General features: G+C 59.6%; 17 protein-coding genes. 10 read left to right on the forward strand and 7 right to left on the reverse strand.

Going from position 1 to position 16,508, the window contains the following annotated elements; translation table 11 throughout:
- Positions 1-50 precede the first annotated feature (50 nt).
- From GRO01_RS12680 to GRO01_RS12695, 6 genes are all read left to right on the forward strand, one after another.
- Positions 51-998, forward strand: coding sequence for an alpha/beta hydrolase (locus tag GRO01_RS12680; RefSeq protein ID WP_062507082.1), 948 nt, complete (start codon positions 51-53; stop codon positions 996-998).
- A 47-nt stretch (positions 999-1,045) separates the two neighbouring features.
- Positions 1,046-1,204 (forward strand): hypothetical protein, encoded by a 159-nt coding sequence (locus GRO01_RS13345; RefSeq protein WP_167494596.1) that lies wholly within the window; start codon positions 1,046-1,048, stop codon positions 1,202-1,204.
- On the forward strand, positions 1,201-2,121 hold the full coding sequence (locus GRO01_RS12685; RefSeq protein ID WP_062507084.1) for a DnaJ C-terminal domain-containing protein: 921 nt from the start codon (positions 1,201-1,203) through the stop codon (positions 2,119-2,121). The genes GRO01_RS13345 and GRO01_RS12685 overlap by 4 nt, the downstream gene beginning before the upstream one ends.
- Before the next feature lie 4 nt (positions 2,122-2,125).
- Positions 2,126-2,275 (forward strand): hypothetical protein, encoded by a 150-nt coding sequence (locus GRO01_RS13350; protein ID WP_167494597.1) that lies wholly within the window; start codon positions 2,126-2,128, stop codon positions 2,273-2,275.
- 36 nt (positions 2,276-2,311) lie between these two features.
- Positions 2,312-3,811, forward strand: a complete 1,500-nt coding sequence (locus GRO01_RS12690) for a peptide MFS transporter (RefSeq protein ID WP_062507086.1) — start codon at positions 2,312-2,314, stop codon at positions 3,809-3,811.
- A gap of 215 nt (positions 3,812-4,026) precedes the next feature.
- Complete coding sequence (locus GRO01_RS12695; RefSeq protein WP_062507088.1) at positions 4,027-5,589, forward strand: carbohydrate porin; 1,563 nt, start codon at positions 4,027-4,029, stop codon at positions 5,587-5,589.
- Between the two features lie 87 nt (positions 5,590-5,676).
- On the opposite strand, the gene GRO01_RS12700 is transcribed toward GRO01_RS12695, so the two are convergent.
- Positions 5,677-7,941, reverse strand: a complete 2,265-nt coding sequence (locus tag GRO01_RS12700) for a TonB-dependent receptor (protein WP_062507090.1) — start codon at positions 7,939-7,941, stop codon at positions 5,677-5,679.
- Positions 7,942-8,090: 149 nt separating this feature from the next.
- Positions 8,091-9,650, reverse strand: coding sequence for a carbohydrate porin (locus GRO01_RS12705; protein ID WP_062507091.1), 1,560 nt, complete (start codon positions 9,648-9,650; stop codon positions 8,091-8,093).
- 297 nt (positions 9,651-9,947) lie between these two features.
- Here GRO01_RS12705 and GRO01_RS12710 point away from each other — a divergent pair, with 297 nt between their 5' ends.
- On the forward strand, positions 9,948-10,577 hold the full coding sequence (locus GRO01_RS12710; protein WP_141307057.1) for an FtsQ-type POTRA domain-containing protein: 630 nt from the start codon (positions 9,948-9,950) through the stop codon (positions 10,575-10,577).
- A gap of 31 nt (positions 10,578-10,608) precedes the next feature.
- Here the strand turns inward: GRO01_RS12710 and GRO01_RS12715 are convergent, their stop codons facing one another.
- Genes GRO01_RS12715 through GRO01_RS12725 form a run of 3 tightly spaced genes read right to left on the reverse strand, consistent with a single transcriptional unit; the run spans position 10,609 to position 13,185 of the window.
- Positions 10,609-11,196 carry a DUF1643 domain-containing protein gene (locus tag GRO01_RS12715; RefSeq protein WP_062507095.1) on the reverse strand — a complete coding sequence of 196 codons (588 nt, stop codon included), beginning with the start codon at positions 11,194-11,196 and terminating at the stop codon, positions 10,609-10,611.
- Positions 11,193-11,741: a peroxiredoxin gene (locus GRO01_RS12720; RefSeq protein WP_062507097.1), complete on the reverse strand. Its 549-nt coding sequence runs from the start codon at positions 11,739-11,741 to the stop codon at positions 11,193-11,195. Before GRO01_RS12720 ends, GRO01_RS12715 begins: the two co-directional genes overlap by 4 nt.
- Positions 11,742-11,799: 58 nt before the next feature.
- Positions 11,800-13,185: a lytic transglycosylase domain-containing protein gene (locus GRO01_RS12725; RefSeq protein ID WP_062507099.1), complete on the reverse strand. Its 1,386-nt coding sequence runs from the start codon at positions 13,183-13,185 to the stop codon at positions 11,800-11,802.
- Between the two features lie 209 nt (positions 13,186-13,394).
- On the opposite strand from GRO01_RS12725, the gene GRO01_RS12730 reads away from it, so the two are divergent.
- From GRO01_RS12730 to GRO01_RS12740, 3 genes are all read left to right on the forward strand, one after another.
- Positions 13,395-14,264 carry an ABC transporter permease gene (locus GRO01_RS12730; RefSeq protein WP_062507101.1) on the forward strand — a complete coding sequence of 290 codons (870 nt, stop codon included), beginning with the start codon at positions 13,395-13,397 and terminating at the stop codon, positions 14,262-14,264.
- Positions 14,265-14,268: 4 nt separating this feature from the next.
- The gene (locus tag GRO01_RS12735; protein ID WP_062507103.1) at positions 14,269-15,066 is read left to right on the forward strand and encodes an ABC transporter ATP-binding protein; all 798 of its coding nucleotides are present in this window, start codon (positions 14,269-14,271) and stop codon (positions 15,064-15,066) included.
- 84 nt (positions 15,067-15,150) lie between these two features.
- The gene (locus GRO01_RS12740) at positions 15,151-15,369 is read left to right on the forward strand and encodes a hypothetical protein (protein WP_011252962.1); all 219 of its coding nucleotides are present in this window, start codon (positions 15,151-15,153) and stop codon (positions 15,367-15,369) included.
- 37 nt (positions 15,370-15,406) lie between these two features.
- On the opposite strand, the gene GRO01_RS12745 is transcribed toward GRO01_RS12740, so the two are convergent.
- The gene (locus GRO01_RS12745; RefSeq protein ID WP_062507104.1) at positions 15,407-15,799 is read right to left on the reverse strand and encodes a VOC family protein; all 393 of its coding nucleotides are present in this window, start codon (positions 15,797-15,799) and stop codon (positions 15,407-15,409) included.
- A 93-nt stretch (positions 15,800-15,892) separates the two neighbouring features.
- The gene (locus GRO01_RS12750) at positions 15,893-16,468 is read right to left on the reverse strand and encodes an SspB family protein (RefSeq protein ID WP_062507106.1); all 576 of its coding nucleotides are present in this window, start codon (positions 16,466-16,468) and stop codon (positions 15,893-15,895) included.
- Positions 16,469-16,508 lie beyond the last annotated feature (40 nt).

Consider the following 16,508-nt stretch of genomic DNA (forward strand, 5'->3'; position numbering starts at 1 on the left):
CTTTCACCCGGTAAAACGGAAGCGCTGGACACCTGAACAGGAGACGCAGAATGAAGCCGGCAGTGTTTCGTTTCCTCTTGCTCCTGTCAGGTCTCTGTGGACTGTCGTCCCATGCGTTTGCTGCTGAGAGTTCGGCCATTGAAGCGCCCGGTCCTCTGGCGCCGCTGGCAGGGACCTTTGTGAATGCGGGAGCTGGTGCGCCCGTTGTCATAATGATTCCGGGATCCGGGCCGACGGATCGGAACGGCAACTCGGCTCTCGGTCCGAAGCCTGCGACACTGCGGCAAATTGCGGATGGGCTGGCGAAACGCGGCATTTCTTCCGTCCGGATCGACAAGCGCGGCATGTTCGGCAGCAAACAGGCCGTAGCGGACGGTAATCGCGTCACAATTGCGGACTATGCCACCGATGTGCGGAACTGGATTTCCGTCATTCGGGGAAAAGCTGGTGTACGCTGTGTCTGGCTTGCAGGACATAGCGAGGGTGGACTTGTCGCCTTGGCGGCTGTGCAGGCAGAGACCGATGTCTGTGGACTGATCCTTCTGTCCACTCCCGGTCGGCCTCTGGGCGAAGTCCTGCGGGGCCAGCTTCATGCCATGCCTTCCGCACAGACCGTGCTGCCGCAGATTGACGGGGCGATCAATGCGCTCGAAGCCGGGCATCATGTGGATGTCCAGACGCTTCATCCCGGTCTGCGTCAATTGTTTCATCCAGCCGTTCAGGACTTCATGATCGATCTTTTTCATCATAATCCTGCGACTCTGCTCAGAGCGTATCACGGTCCGGTCCTGATCATTCAGGGGGCGGCGGACCGTCAGGTCAGCGCGACTGGAGATCTGTCCCTGCTGAAGGCGGCTGATCCGAAGGCGCAGGTCGTTCTGCTGCCCAATGTGATCCATCCTCTTGCGGATCTGGGTGTGGCTCCGGCTGCGGATGGATCACTGCCGCTGGATGGTGCAGTAGTGTCTGATATTGCAGAGTTTGTTCTGAAACATTGACCCCAGCCCCGTGCGATCACACATCTGGGAATAACGGAGGATCAGAAATGGCAGACGACGGACATCCCGCAGAGGATTATCTTCGACCAAAACTGCAGGCTCTGATCTCAGACGGTGTGCGGGCCGGGTTCCCGCAGGATGAAGTCATTGCGGTCCTGATTTCCCTGCTGGATGAGGGACCTGAAGAAGACGGGGAGATGAGATGAGCGACCCATATTCGGTACTGGGCGTTTCGAAAACGGCAACGGACAAGGAAATCCGCAGCGCGTATCGGAAACTGGCCAAGCAGTACCATCCGGACCACAACCCGGACGACAAGAAGGCCGAGGAGCGGTTCAAGGCGGTCGGACAGGCCTATAATATCGTCGGCGACAAGGAAAAGCGCGCGCGTTTCGATCGTGGCGAGATCGATGCCGACGGTCAGGAACGTGGTCCGTTTGGCGGTGGCTTTGGCGGCGGCGGGTATGGTCCGGGCGGCCCGCGTGGTGGCGCGCAGGGCTTTCAGGGCGGCTTCAGTCAGGAAGACTTGGGGTCTTTCTTTTCTGACATGTTTGGCGGCGGCTTCAGCGGCGATTTCCAGCCGGGCGGTTCGGCCGGACGGCGTGCCTCGAAGGGGTCTGACCGCCGGTATGCGGTGACGATCTCGTTCCAGCAGGCCGTTCTGGGAACATCACTTGATCTGGCGCTGGGTGAGGGCGGTCATACGGAGGTCCGTATTCCACCCGGTGTGGAAGATGGCCAGACCCTGCGCGTGCGTGGCAAGGGCTCACCCGGACGCCCGGGAATGGATGGTCAGCCGGGTGTGCCGGGGGACGCGCTCCTGACAATCACGGTCACGCCTGACAGCCGTTATGTTCGTGAAGGACGGAACCTGCGGATGACGCAGGACGTAGATCTCAAGACCGCCATTCTGGGCGGCAAGATCGCGGTTCCGACGCCAAAAGGTGATGTCTCGGTCAAGATTCCGAGGCATTCCGACAGCGGCAAGGTCCTGCGTCTGTCCGGTCGGGGCATCGGTGCGGATAAAAAGCATCCGGCCGGTGATCTGCTGGTGACGTTGCAGGTTCATATCGGTACTGTCTCCCCCGAGCTGGAGGCCTTCTTCAGCCAGCAGGAGAGCTGAAGACATGGGGATGGTGCGTCGCGTCCGGTCGAGACTGCCGGAATGGCCGTGGAGTGACATCATTGGCGGCATCGTGGCGCTGATCTTCGTGATGGCTCTCGGCATCATCAGTACGCACGCACTGATCCTCGCCGGAGAGTGGCATTTGCCCTAAGATACGGCCCGTCTTCTGGTTTCTGACGGGTTCTGCATGACCGCTTCCTCTTTTTCTCCGGCCGGGGCTTCGGCTCCGGGGCTGCGCCGCAAGGCTTTTACGGTTGTTCTGGCCATCGAGCTGTGGGAGCGGTTCGGATATTACGGCATGCAGGCCGTCCTGACGCTGTTCATGGTCGAACAGCTTCGGATGACGGACTCTGCCGCCAATCTGATGATGGGTGCCTTCGGGGCGCTAACTTACATTACGCCTCTGATCGGTGGCTTTATCGGCGACCGTGTTCTGGGCGCGCGGCGGACGACGGTCATGGGGGCGCTGCTGCTGACCTGTGGCTATGCTTTTCTGGCCGCCGCATTGCAGTCCCATACGCTGCTTCTGGTGGCGATGGCCCTGATTTCCACAGGAAACGGGCTGTTCAAACCCAATGCCGGCAATCTGGTCCGCCGGATCTACAAGGGCGATGATGCTGCCCTCGATGCAGCTTTCACGCTTTACTACATGTCCGTCAATGTCGGGTCGGCTGTCTCCATGATGCTGACGCCCTGGCTTCAGATTCACTACGGCGCGCCGGTGGCTTTTGCGACCTGTGCGGTCGGACTGGGGATCGGGCTGGTTTATTACACGTTGCGCTCCAGCTGGCTTGAAACGTCCACACCCGCGACTGAAAAACAGCCTGTTCCACTGTCGCGGTTTGGTTTGGTCGGGGCTGGTCTCGTCCTTCTGACGGTCTTCAATGCCTGGATTCTGGGCAGTGATACGTTGGCACGACTCTGCGTGATTGCAGCAGGCGGGGGGCTGGCAGCGATCTGGGTTGCTCTTTATGTAAAGGCGCCTCAGGCAGAGCGTCCCGGATTGCGGCTGACTTATCTGCTGGGCCTTCAGGGCACGATTTATCTCGTGTTCTACCAGCAGATGATGACGTCCCTGACCCTGTTTGCACTGCGCGGCGTGTCCGGTGACTACCGGATCGGCGGTATCACGCTCTTCCACATGTCGGCGGGGCAGTTCCAAGTTCTCAATTCCGTCTGGATTATGATCCTCAGCCCGGTTCTGGCTTTTCTGTACAATCGGACCGGGGCGCAGCAGAAACAGACCTCCCATGCCCGGAAGATGCTTATCGGTTACGTAATGGTAGCGATCGCATTTGGTGTGTGGTGGCTGGCGGCTGCCTATTCGGATGGACTGGTATCGCCGTGGGTCATGGTCGTGGGATATGCCTGCCTGTCTCTGGGGGAGCTCCTGACAATCGGATTGGGGCTGGCGGTTGTCGCCTGTTATTCGCCAGCACGGCTGAGTGGCTTCATGATGGGGGCGCTCTATCTGATGTGGGGGATCGCCATGTATGTGGGCAGTCTCATTGCCAATCAGGCAGCGCTGTCACCAGACGTCGCGGCTGGAGGGGGAGGGGCTGTCCTCTATGCCGGTCTTTTTAGAACGTTATGTGAGGTCGCGACCGGAGTTGTGGTTGTTCTGGCGTGTCTGGAGCCTCTGACGCGCCGCTGGGACCGGGAACACGCAAGTGTGATCGCGAAATGAGCTGAAAATACTGTAGCGTTAAACTTTTGTAATCCGGGAGAAATCTCCCGATAAAAACTGTCGTCGGTTTTCATGAAGTGTGTTGCCGAAGACATATTATGAAAACAGACATCTTCATCCCTCTATTCTGGACCGATTCCGGTCTGTATGACATTGGCCCGCCGCTGACTGAAGATCGGCGGCTGCCATAGTGCCACTGGGAGACGGTTTGGAAGATGGGGAAGCTCGGACAGGACTGGACGAAAACGTTGCTGGCGGCCTGCGCCCTGACAGCGGCACTTCCCGGCATCACTGCCGTCGGACATGCACAGACGACACCTGCTGAAGTCGTGGACGGTCATCAGAAAGCCGCGGCCGCCACCAGCACTGCGACCATGGGCACGCCGCAGACCCAGACGAAATCCATCACGCCCGTACCGCTGCTCGTCAAACCGGCGCCTACGAAAACCGGTGTGCAGAATGCGGCAAACACGTCCGATACGACGGAAAACCGTTTCTTCCCGGCATCGTTTCATGACTGGCTGACCCAGAGCACCATGACCGGTGACTGGGGCGGCTGGCGTACCTGGCTGACCGACAAGGGCATCAATATCGGCGGGCATTATCTTGAGGACAGTGCCGGCAATCCGATGGGCGGCAAGACCAAGGCCGTGCGTTATGCGGATGAGTTCGGCATCAATGTCGATTTCAACCTCAAGAAGCTGACCGGCCTGAATCTGGGTATGTTCCATACGCTGATCACGGCACGTCAGGGTCTGGGTATCGGTGCCACGCTTCCGGCGATGGACAGCCCGCAGCAGATTTTCGGCTCTGGTGAGACCGTCCGTCTGACGCGTCTGTCCTGGGAAATGCCCTGGAACAAATACGTCACGACCGAGGTCGGTGAGATCAACACCGAAAACGATTTCGAGCAGTCCTCCATCTACTGGGGCATGAGCCAGTACTGCCAGTTCGAATCCAACGCGATCTGCGGTATGCCGCAGTCCATTGCGATGAACTCGGGTTATGGCTGGTATCCGACGGCTCATCCGGGTGCGTGGGTGAAATTCTACCCGGCTGGCAACGATCATTATCTGGTGCAGTTTGGTGCATATTCGGTCGATCCGGTGATCTCGAACACGCATAACGGCTGGAAGCTGAACCTCCATGATGCGACCGGCACCTATCTGCCGTTTCAGCTTGGCTGGCATCAGGGCGGCAAGGACGATTACAGCGGTCCGCTCCAGACCAATGTCAAGATCGGCGGCTACTGGGATACGTCCGAAGTCAGTGACGTTTATTCCAAGCTCAGCATGTTCTCCGTTCCGGCGCAGTATCTGCTTTCCGCACCTAGTCAGAAGGTGCGTGGACGGTTCGGTGGCTGGTTCCAGTTTGACCGGATGCTTCAGCGTGACCAGGGCGATCCGAACCGTGGTACGACGCTGTTCACGTCCTTCACCTGGGGTGATCCGCGCACATCCGTTGCACCGTATTTCATCACCTGGGGCATTACCCGCAAGGGCACGTTCCGTGACCGTCCGAATGATACGATCAGCATCGGTATGAAGATGCTGTGGGTGAACCCGAAGCTGACGATCTGGGCGCGCCAGATGCAGGCGGCCGGGGCCGAAGGCATCAACAAGCCGTCCGGCGAGCATGCGCTTGAGCTGAACTATGGCTGGCGCCCGACGCCCTGGCTCGTGATCCGTCCGGGTGCGCAGTATATCTGGAGCACGGGCGGCACGAACCGCTACAAGAACCCGCTGCTTCTGGATTTCGAGACAGGTATTACGTTCTGATCGCTTCTGACCGGAAGACCGGACATGAAAAACGCGCCGCTCCTGCAGGGGAGGGCGCGTTTTTCGTTTTCAGCGGTCTGAGGCGGATTACAGATCCGTCGTGAAGGAGAACTTGAAGGTGCGGGGCATACCCTGCATCAGATAACCGTTGAAGGCCGAGGACCAGTAGCGTGTGTTGGCCAGATTATCGACGCCAAAGCGCAGCGTGACCGGCGTGTGATGCGTCACGAACGTATAGCGGCCCGCAAGATCAAAGCGTGTCCAGACCGGAATATGCAGTGTATTGGCGGTGTTGACCCACTGCTTGCCCGTGTTGACCACGCGGCCCACGACCGTGGCACCCTTGAGGAACGGCAGATCGTATTCGAGATTGCCGTTGATCGTATAATTCGGCACGCCGATAGCCGTGTTGCCGTCCTGAAGGCCACCTGCCGTATGACGCAGATCCGCCTGAATCACCGTGCCGCCGCCGTTGAAGCGCAGGCCCGGCAGGATCTCCCCATTCACGCTCAGTTCGATGCCACGGTTGCGCTGCAGCCCGTCTTCGCGGAAGGCATATTTGCCTGAATCGCCAACAGCCACCGAGTAGGCATTCGGCTGTGAAATTTCATAGACGGCGAGAGCGGCGCTGAAACGGCCCGTATCGTATTTGGCGCCGACTTCATACTGGGTAGATTTGTAGGGCGGGAAGATCTCGCCGAGATTGACGACGTTGCCTGTTGCGGTTGGTCCCTGCGAGAGCCCTTCGATCCGGTTGAAATACAGCGAGGTCCGGCGTGTCGGGTGGATGACCAGACCGACGACCGGCGTGATGGCGTCCTGATCGTAGTGACTGTTCATCGCGCCCTGGCCGGTCGTGCTGTAATTATAGCCGTTGATGCGCATGTTCTGGTACCGGAAGCCGCCCGTCAGGGCCACGCGGTCATGGAAGAACGACATCGTGTCCGAGAAGAACAGGCTGTACAGGCGCGTGCGATTGATCGTCTGCGGGTCGTTGACGACACCGCCGGTGAAGGTCTCGGCCGGGGATGCGAACTGCGGCGTATTGTAGATGTTGGTCGCGCCGGGCGTGAGGGCCATCGCATAGGCGGCGGCGCTGTCTTCCCACAGACCGGAGCCGCCGGCATTGATTTCGTGGCGGACGGGGCCGGTGCGGAAATGGGCGCGGACACCCGCACGGGTGCTTTCATTGGTCTGATCGTACGGCACATACATGGCCCCGGCAGTCCCGGCACCAGTTGTGGCATCGGTGACGGTCGGGTTGGAGTAGTTGCCCTTCTCGTTGCTGGTCAGGGCTCCGAAGGCGCCATAGAGCGTGATGTTTTTCGTCAGGTCATGCTCGACGTTCAGCATGCCGAAGACATAGTTCAGGTCATTATAGGCCCAGCGTTGCCCAAAATTGTGCGAGGGCGCAGCAGGGCGCGGAACGGATGTGACATCGCTGCCCAGGAAGATTGCCGGTCGTCCGCCATTCACGCCCTGGTTTTCGTAATCGATATCCATGGTGATTCGGGTGCGGTTGTCGCGGTCATGCCAGTCGAAATCCGCGCCCAGTGTCGTGGAATGACGGTATTCATCCGTCACGGCATCCTCGCCGCTCTTGCCTGCCACGTTCAGGCGCACACCAAAGGCCTTGTCCTCGCCAAAACGACGGCCAACATCGATGCTGCCACCGCCCATGGCGCTGCTGGTGTAGTCGCCCGTGATGCGGGTGAGGGGGGCGTTCGTCGCATGCTTGAACAGCAGGTTGATATTGCCGCCAATGGCTGACCCGCTTGGTGCTGCGCCGTTGAGGAATGCGCTGGCGCCGTTGAGAACCTGCACCTGATCATACAGTTCGGGCGAGACGAGCTGGCGAGGGGTGATGCCATACAGGCCGTTGATCGAAACGTCGTCGCCATCCACGGCAAACCCGCGGATGACAAACATTTCCGAGAAATTGCCATAGCCGAAGGTCGTGCGGACAGACGGATCGTTTTCCAGCACTTCACCCAGCGTCTGGGACTGCTGGTTGAGGATCAGGCTGGAATTATAGCTGCGAATGTTGAACGGAACGTCCAGCCCCTTCTTGTTGCCCAGTGCTCCAAGCTGCCCGCCGCTGCTGACCTCCATCTGATCCCGCCGCCGGGCACGGACGATGATTTCCTCATCCCGGGAGACCTGCTGGGCTGCCGTAACGGGCTTTTTGGCAGGCTCCGTTGCCTTAGTCTTCGATGGAGCCGGAATCGAAGTTGCGGGCGCAGGGATGGGATCGGCGGCAAGGGCGGAAAAGGCTGTTCCTGCCAGAAGAAGACAGGACAGGCGCGCAGCCCGCAGGGGCTTTGAAACAGGTGCAGAAAACGATGCGCGCACGAAAACCTCGGAACAATGGAACAGTCGCGCTGTTTTACGATAATGCGATTTATTCGCAATTAAATTGTGATGGCCAAGTGTAACCGGATACGAAAAAGCGGGACCCAGCCGGACCCCGCTTCGAAAAAAGCCGGTCTGTTTCGTGTGCTTTAGAGAACGACGGTAAACTGAACGCCGAGCACGGCTGCGTCATGGAACGTCGTCGTAGCACTCGGGCGCTGGATGTACTGGAAGTCCGGCTGGAGCGCCATCGCGCGGGCGATATGGGCGGAATAGAACAGTTCGTACACGTTCTCATGGCTCTGCGGACCATAGACCGCGCCCCACTGGTTGTCCTGATAGGGCAGGCCGAGAGCGAGGGACGATTCCTGCTGCAGGGCCGCCGTATGGCTCATATCGAAATGCTGATACATCGCACCGACCGTATCGAGCGGACGGCCCCATGCGGAGCCGGTATCGACCAGACCGGCCCATTCGTGATCGCGCATCGCAACGGTCTGGCCATCGCTGTACATCGCACCGGCCAGGGCGATCAGGCCGTTCGTGTTGCCGGGGCCATTGCGCATCAGCATCTGGTCGATCATGAGCCAGGCACTGTTACGGCCGGCTTCGTAGCGACGGGGCTGACCCGTGGCCTGCCATGAATTGCCGTGAATATCCTCATACAAGTTCGCATAACGCGAGTTGTCGTAGGAGTAACCGAGGACGTAGTGGCCCTGGAGCTGGTTGTGGCCAAAGCGCGGAGTCCAGCCGATTTCAACCGGGGTGGAGAATTTACCAAGGCCCGACTGCGCCCAGGACCAGCCCGAGATGCCGCCGTTATAGGAATGCGGGCTGACAGCGAAGAGGCCTGCCATGATGTAGGTGTCCATGGTCGGCATCACGCGGACCACCGCACCCAGATTGCCTGACGGCCAGTCACGGTTGCCTTCAGTGTATTTGTTCGGGGCGGGATTGCCGCACATGGCGACGTTCATGAAGTCACAGAACAGCGGGGAGGCGGCAAAGAAGCTGCCGACCGGAATCCAGCCCGCGCTGACATCGATGCGGTTATGAACGAAGGACATCTCTCCATACATCGCGACCATGTGGGCCACCACGTTGCCTCGGGCACCGTAGATCTGCTGCACGCCTGCAATGGAGTCGCCGAAATTGCGTGAAACGCTCTGACCGTGACCGTTCACGACCAGGGCATGGGTCCAGAAGTTCCGGATTCCTGCGAGCTTGTCCCAGTCGATATCCAGTTCGATACCAACCTGTCCGGCGTCGGAATAGGCGCGCTGCTTGCCGCCAGTGAAGTTCCCGGCGAATTCCTCGTTGATGGCGGCCATCAGATGGATACCATGCTTGAGCAGCCAGGGCTGCGCGCCACCCCAGTCGCCGAGGAAGTGCTGCGAGCCCATGGGGGCGGAGAAGTAAGGGCCCGGATCACCTGCCGTCTGGCCGAATCCGGAAACGGTGTTCTGCATGATGGGCGTGTTGCTGCCACCATTGGCCGGTGTTTCGCTGTTCTGGGGAGCCGGAGTAGACAGCGCAGCCTCCCGGGAAACACGGTTGCGGGCACTATTGGGATCAGGCGCGGACTGGGCCTGCGCGCTTTCAGCAGTGACGGCCAATACGGAAACGGAAAAGAGCCCCATCAGGGCAGACCGCAGGTGTTCGGAACGGATTCGGGGAGAAGTCCGGGCGAAAGAAGCGAGTACAGTCATGAAGCGGGCATGGCCTTTCAGTGGAATTGAGGAAACGGAAACTGGCGGTCGTCCAGCCTCCCGGAAGCGTCAGGCCCCAGGGATACTGCAGGTATCGGTACGTATTTCGTACGCGCAGACGAACCCATGGCGCCGTTATCGAAACGAGAAGGCGCGCCAGAGTTTGGAAATACTGAACGCATGGCGCCGGAAGATGTTCCTCCGACGTGGCTCTGGGCGTGATTTGCCAAAGCCGGGAAGTCCTGCAGCGTAAAAATCAGAGATTTTCTCATTTTTTTCATTACAGGAGATTGCCAGATGTTCCTTCGCTCCCTGTTAGCCCCGAGTTTCCTTGGCGTTTCGCTCGCCGCAGCAACTTTCTCAGGAATGATTACCACCGGGTACGCTTCCGCCGCCATCCCGGCGCCTACTGTTCCGCTAAAGTTGATGACTGTGGCTGTTCAGGGCAATCATCAGGTCCCGACTGCCGATATTCTTCAGGCTTTCGGTTATCATGCCGGTGATACTGTCACGCGCAATGATCTGGCTGCCGCGCAGAAACGGGTCGGGGCCCTGTATTCCTCCCGGAATGTCGGGGCAAGCCTTGGAGAGCAGATGAAGATTTCCGACAAGGGAATTTCCGTCAAGCTGATCCTTGAAGAACAGGCTGCCGGTGCTGCGGCACAGCCCACCGCTCTGGTGCTGGACAAGGTGGAGTTTCAGGGAAACAGGAAGGTCACAACCGCAGAACTGGAAGCGGCAACGAAGCTCCGCGCCGGTGGTCCTGTGTCGAACGAACAGCTTTCTGCTGATCAGCAGGCTATTCAGGCTCTGTATAAAAGCAAGAATGTCGGGGCTTCGTTCCAGCCACAGGCGACCTATCCCAACCATGACCAGCATGTGGTGCTGATCTGGCAGATTCATGAGCAGGACAAGTCTGCGAACTGACGGCACTGGCTGCTACTGCCCGCAGCTTTGCTCAGTCCAGCAGGTCCGGATCGAGTGGCTGCGGTGTCAGGGCGGAGGGCAGATAGAGCGGATGCTCCGGGCGTCCGCTCTTGCTCAGGCGTAGCGCCGTGACCTTGATGCCGTGATGCGCAAGCATCCGGGCGACTTCAGTCCCGCGGGCACGCAGCCCCTTGGCCTGTGGGGACCCGTAAGCCAGGACAACCAGATCGGCCCGCCGGGCCATATCCAGCAGATGGGCATCGTTTTCCGGCCCTACGGGATCAGTGACCTCAAGCAGCCGTTTCTGATCCGTGCAGCGATAGGCAAAGCTGTTGCCGACGAATATGCCGCCATAGCCCCAGGCGCGTGCATAACGCTGGCATTTGGCGACCGTCCGGTCATCGCCGAACTCGGTCGCCACGGACGGATTCATCATCAGCCACATGATCATGGGGCGGCTGTCGTCCCAGACGCGGCGCAGGGTGTAACGGTAACAGTCCTGCGGACCACCATAGATCGCGGTGCTGGTGACGTCGCCAGCCAGTTTCAGCGGGTTTGAATCGCCAACATGATGCTGTCCGAATAGATCCGGACTTGTGGACCGGGGACGTGTGCTCACGGAGTCTTCTTCAGGGCCTTTACTGCGGCCAAGGCGCGCGAGACGTGTTCGTCAGGAGACATCGAGGCATAGCTCATGGCGATATGGCCGTCCTGAGCGATGACGTAGGACGTACGGCTTGCCATGTGAAGCAGGGGCATTTTGGCGGCGTAGCTGCGGGTGATCTTGCCGGTAGGATCGGCTGCGACGGCAAAGGTGCTGCGGCATTCGCTGACCGAAAAGCGGTCCAGCTTGTCGATCGGATCCATGGACACACCGATAACGGTGGCACCCTGCGCCTTGAACTCCGGGATGGCATCCGCAAATTCGTGGGCTTCAATCGTGCAGCCCTTGGTGAAGGCTGCCGGATAGAAATACAGCACGACCGGGCCGGTCTTGAGAGCATCGGCCAGATGATAGGTGAACTCATGCCCCCCAAGGCTGGCAGGGGCCGAAAAATCCGGGGCATGAGTGCCGGTTTCAAGTGCAGCATGCGCCGGAGAGATCGTCAGGGCGCCGGAAAGGGCGACGGCGCAGAAAGCGGTCGTTGCAAGGAAGCGGCGCATCGGGGTTTGTATCCCTGTCTAAAAAAGTGGGCCTGAAACAGGCCCGGAAATAAAGCAGTCAGTGTGCGCCGGGCGGAACCACGACACACGGAGAACCGTGCGACAGACGGCGGCATGCTGCAACTGCATTTTCATGCGTCAGTCCTGTCAGACGGGCGCGATACAGATTCGAACGGCCATTTCTGACGCTTTCCACCTGTGATCGGGCGGAAGCGACCATGATGCCCCCCTTGCTGTGGGCTGCGGAGGTTGCGATGCCTGCCTGCCTTGCATTGGCAAAGGCGCCGACCTGAATAGCCCAGTTTCCCGTTGCCGCGGTGCTACGGGACGACGAGGACGTTGCCGGAAGGGACATGTGATACTGCGGCCGTGTTGCCGGCATGACCGCCATGATCGGCTGGGGCTGCAGGTGATGTCCGATCGGGATTTCCTGAGCCGTCACGCGGTTATCGGCTACATCGTCCGCAGGAACCGAAGCTTCCCGAACTGCAGGGCGAACAGGTGTCTGCGCATAGCCTCGGGCAGCCCAGGCTGCGCTGATGCTGGTCGGGGCCTCGGAACTGGCAGCAGAGGCAACCTGAACGGGGGCTGTATCAGCCTGTGCGGGAATTGCGATCGTGCTTGCAGACGTATCAGGCTCGGCTGAGTCGTCGGAAGACGTGTCGGCTGCTTCCCGATGGCTCCAGGCTGCACTGACGGCCTGTCGCTCTGAGGGTGCGGTGATCGGTGCTATGTCAGCAGACGGTGTGTTCTGGGCCAGCATGACCTGCGCATTCGGGTCGTGCTGCGCCACCAGAAGATCGGCGGCAGAGCGGTTATGCGGCGTGATGCCCGCAATATGGGGCCCGATAGCCGCGACATAGCGACGCGTTTCGCGGGGCAGGGCACGTCCGCGGCGGAGATAACGGTCCAGGCTGCCCGGGCCATCGTTATAGGCCGCAAGGAATCCCGGAGAACCGTAAATATCGTACATCTGACGCAGATAGGCTGTGCCTGCGAGGATGTTGTCATGCGGATCGAAAGGATCCTCACCCAGCCCATACTGCTGGCGCATGTCATCATAAGTCGGCGGCATGAGCTGGAGCAGACCCATGGCGCCGGGAACCGAAGTGATGAAATTGCCGTTATGGTCGAAAAGGTGTCCGCCGGACTCCTGTTGCATAACGGCCCGGATCCACGCTTCAGGCACATCAAAGCGGCTGGAAGCTTCCTGAATATATGGCCCCCACGGATCGCCGGGCGGTCCGGGAGGGGCGTAGTACGACTTCGCATGGGCCCGGTAATTGGCCGCTTCCTGCGAGACCGGAAGTTCCGAGGAAGACCCCATATCGGCATTGGTGCCAGCGCAGGCCGCGAGCAGTCCGATCAGACCGAGCGCAGCACCCGCACGAATGATGGACAGTGTGCGGGCGGTGGACTGGGTCGGAAAGACGGGTCTGGGCATCGGGTCTGGGCACCTGAGGATAAAACTTGTCTCAATAGACCAAGCATACACGGGGATTACGGCGAAACTAGGAAAAAGGGCTCCGGAGGGCAGATTTTCTGACGAAGAATTGTTCACGCCAAGCAGCGTAGCGAAGATTCATTTCCCGAATATGAACTTCACTGTCACGCCTTCTTGCCGGAGCAGGGGGGATCGGGTAGGCGGACGATATGAGTGTACCTTCTCCAGCTTCAGATGTCGCACGGGACGAAGCGCCGCGCCGGCAGACCAGTCGTGACACTCCCCGCGGGAGTCCTGCTGCACGGGCCTGGGCTGACTGGAAGGAAACGCAGCGTCTGTGGCGGCTGGGCGTACGGCTTGGATGGCTTGATATCCGTCTCCGCTATCGGGGATCCGCGCTTGGTCCGTTCTGGCTGACGATCACATCGGCGCTGATGGTCGCTTCCATGGGCGTGCTCTACAGCCGGCTGTTCCATATGCAGCTTGCGACCTATCTGCCGTTCCTGTCGCTGTCCCTCACTCTTTGGGCGGCGGGGCTTTCAAGTCTGATCCAGGAATCCTGCACCTGCTTTCTTGATGCCGAAGACATGGTACGGTCTGTCCAGCTGCCACTCCTGCTCTATGCAGTGCGCGTTGTGGTGCGGAACGCGATTGTTTTTGCGCATAACATCGTCGTGCCGCTAGGTGTCTTCGTCATCTACCATCTCTGGCCGGGCGTGAACGCTCTTCTGGCCATTCCGGCACTTCTGCTGTGGGCGCTGGACGGACTTGCGGCGTGCATGCTGTTCGGATCGCTCTGCGCGCGTTTCAGAGACATTTCTCCGATTATCGGAGCGCTTCTGCAGATCGTGTTCTACGTGACCCCGATCATCTGGATGCCGCAGCAGCTCGGAGCGAAAGCCTCCCTTCTGTTGTACAATCCCTTCTACCCTCTTCTGGAAATCGTGCGCGAACCCCTGCTGGGACATCTTCCCGCTCTGGAATTATGGGGCATTGCGCTGGCCACAAGCGCCATCTTCTGGGTCGTCGCTATACGCTCTTTCATCCGGACGCGCGCGCGCCTGGTTTTCTGGATCTGACGTCATGGCCCATATCCGTCTTGAAGATATCTCCCTGTCTTTTCCTGTCCTTCATGGCAGCTCACGTTCCCTGAAAAAGACGCTTCTGGCCCGTGCCAAAAGTACGGTGACGGCCAAGACCGGAGCTGTGGGAGGCCGGATGCGGGTGAGTGGCAATTCATCCGATGTCGTGGAAGTGCAGGCCCTGTCCAACGTCAGCTTCTCGATCTCGGAAGGGGAAAGGGTTGGCCTGGTCGGACATAACGGCGCCGGCAAATCGACGTTGCTGCGCGTTCTGGCCGGGATCTATGAAACGGGAGAGGGCACGCTGGATATCGAGGGTGATACCCATGCTCTCATCGATCCCAATGCGGGTATGAACGGCGAACTGACAGGACGGGAGAATATTCAGCTCTTTGCCTGCCGGATGGGAATGACGAAGGCTGCGACGCAGGAACTGGAAAAGGACGTGGAGACATTTTCCGATCTGGGGGCGTTTTTTGACCTTCCCGTGCGGCTTTATTCCTCAGGCATGTCCGTCCGGCTGGGCTTCGCACTGGCCACGGTGCCACGTCCCCGCATCCTGCTGATGGACGAATGGTTCATGGCGGGCGACCAGAAGTTTCAGGACAAGGCAAAAGCACGACTGGAAGGTATGGTCGATGCCGCAGAAATCCTGATCGTGACATCCCATGCGCTATCGATTCTGCGAGAATGGTGCACGCGCATCATCTGGATGGAGAGCGGGGAAGTCCGGATGGATGGGCCGACCGACGAGGTGCTGGACGCCTATGAGGCGGCGGTGGCGGTCATTCCGGCCTAGAGCAGAACCGGGTGCAGCGGAGTTGGTATCCCGGCAGGCGTAGGGTAGGCTTCCGCCCGGTTTTTATATTCAGGGAGACAGTTCATGTCTTATGCCGCCATTGACGCCGCACGCGTCGCCAAAGCATCCGAATCCGCTCTGCAGACCTTGTCGACCGTGAAGGAAACGTCCGAAGCGCATCAGCGCAAGACGATCATGATCGAACGTATTCATGCCCTTGCCAAGGCTGCTGCCGAGACGAAAGACTGCAACGCCATCACGCTGACCTCCGAAGAGTTCTGGCTGATTTCCAAGAACTGGTGACGGAACTGCTGCGGCGGAGCTTCTGCCCCGCCGCTTTTCAGCCGTTATAGGATGCAAGTTCAATCAGGTTGCCATCGGGGTCCCGGCAATAGACCGATGTGATCGGCCCGAGCGCACCCAGACGGGCTACAGGCCCCTCGACAATGGCCACACCACATTTTTCCAGATGACGGACGATCTGTTCGCTGGCAATGGCTGTCGTGAAGCACAAATCGGACGTTCCGGGCGCTGCGTCGCCAGCCGTCTCCCAGCCTTCCGAGCCCTCAGGGCGCAGATTGATTTTCTGCCCACCGAAGCTCAGCGCCACACGGTTGTTACGACCGTATTCCTCGATATCCATGCCCAGCACGCGCTGATACCAGGATGCAGACAGGGTTCTGTCCCGGACGGTCAGTACGATGTGATCAAGGCGATCGACGGTAAAGCGCATGGGGATCCCTCATGAGAGCGACATTGCAGTCAGTATAGGCCGGAAAAATCCGGTCTGGCCAATCCGTTTTGCAAAATCCCCCGAGGACGGATCTCAGTTCTGGGGGCGCTTGCGGAACGCGGCCAGGCTGACGACTTCCGCGTCCTTCTTTCCATCCTCGCTGACAGCTGCTTCAGGCTGGACATCCGGATGGTGGGCCGGGTCAATGTCATCGGGTTCCACGGCACCTTCAGGGATCTCGATGTCTTCATCGTCTTCGAGCGGCGTGTGGCTGAAGCGCAGGGCCATGCGGATATGGGGGTCGGCAAAGGCCGTGATGGCGTTCACGGGGATGCAGAGAATGCTGCCCACCCCGCCGAAAGACAGACCCACGGAGATCACGCCCTTGTCACGGTCCAGTGCCAGATCCCAGAACTGGTGCTGCAGGACAATGGTCATCTCTTCCGGATACTGCGCACGCAGACGGGCAGGGATGATGACATCCGGGCGGTTCGTGCGGAACGTCAGATAGAAATGATGGGCACCGGGCAGACCTTCGGCAGCGACATGCTCGATCGCACGCAGCATGACTTCGCGATAGGCGTCTTCCACCCAGTCGTCATAGGGGAGGGGGCTCTCGGGAAGGTCGTGCTCGAAGCCGTCCTGGCCGTTGTGATCGTCGTCGCTCATGGTCGCAAGCCTGATGTTTCGGTCAACTTGCATCAGGGAT

Origin of the sequence: Gluconobacter roseus NBRC 3990 (genome assembly GCF_006538885.1) — a bacterium.
Lineage (GTDB): Bacteria > Pseudomonadota > Alphaproteobacteria > Acetobacterales > Acetobacteraceae > Gluconobacter > Gluconobacter roseus.

Excerpts from the sequence above, each read along its gene's own strand:
- GRO01_RS12680 (WP_062507082.1), top strand. The coding sequence starts at position 51 with ATGAAGCCGGCAGTGTTTCGTTTCCTCTTGCTCCTGTCAGGTCTCTGT.
- GRO01_RS13345 (WP_167494596.1), top strand. The coding sequence starts at position 1,046 with ATGGCAGACGACGGACATCCCGCAGAGGATTATCTTCGACCAAAACTG.
- GRO01_RS12685 (WP_062507084.1), top strand. The coding sequence starts at position 1,201 with ATGAGCGACCCATATTCGGTACTGGGCGTTTCGAAAACGGCAACGGAC.
- GRO01_RS13350 (WP_167494597.1), top strand. The coding sequence starts at position 2,126 with ATGGGGATGGTGCGTCGCGTCCGGTCGAGACTGCCGGAATGGCCGTGG.
- GRO01_RS12690 (WP_062507086.1), top strand. The coding sequence starts at position 2,312 with ATGACCGCTTCCTCTTTTTCTCCGGCCGGGGCTTCGGCTCCGGGGCTG.
- GRO01_RS12695 (WP_062507088.1), top strand. The coding sequence starts at position 4,027 with ATGGGGAAGCTCGGACAGGACTGGACGAAAACGTTGCTGGCGGCCTGC.
- GRO01_RS12705 (WP_062507091.1), bottom strand. The coding sequence starts at position 9,650 with ATGACTGTACTCGCTTCTTTCGCCCGGACTTCTCCCCGAATCCGTTCC.
- GRO01_RS12710 (WP_141307057.1), top strand. The coding sequence starts at position 9,948 with ATGTTCCTTCGCTCCCTGTTAGCCCCGAGTTTCCTTGGCGTTTCGCTC.
- GRO01_RS12720 (WP_062507097.1), bottom strand. The coding sequence starts at position 11,741 with ATGCGCCGCTTCCTTGCAACGACCGCTTTCTGCGCCGTCGCCCTTTCC.
- GRO01_RS12725 (WP_062507099.1), bottom strand. The coding sequence starts at position 13,185 with ATGCCCAGACCCGTCTTTCCGACCCAGTCCACCGCCCGCACACTGTCC.
- GRO01_RS12730 (WP_062507101.1), top strand. The coding sequence starts at position 13,395 with ATGAGTGTACCTTCTCCAGCTTCAGATGTCGCACGGGACGAAGCGCCG.
- GRO01_RS12735 (WP_062507103.1), top strand. The coding sequence starts at position 14,269 with ATGGCCCATATCCGTCTTGAAGATATCTCCCTGTCTTTTCCTGTCCTT.
- GRO01_RS12740 (WP_011252962.1), top strand. The coding sequence starts at position 15,151 with ATGTCTTATGCCGCCATTGACGCCGCACGCGTCGCCAAAGCATCCGAA.
- GRO01_RS12745 (WP_062507104.1), bottom strand. The coding sequence starts at position 15,799 with ATGCGCTTTACCGTCGATCGCCTTGATCACATCGTACTGACCGTCCGG.
- GRO01_RS12750 (WP_062507106.1), bottom strand. The coding sequence starts at position 16,468 with ATGAGCGACGACGATCACAACGGCCAGGACGGCTTCGAGCACGACCTT.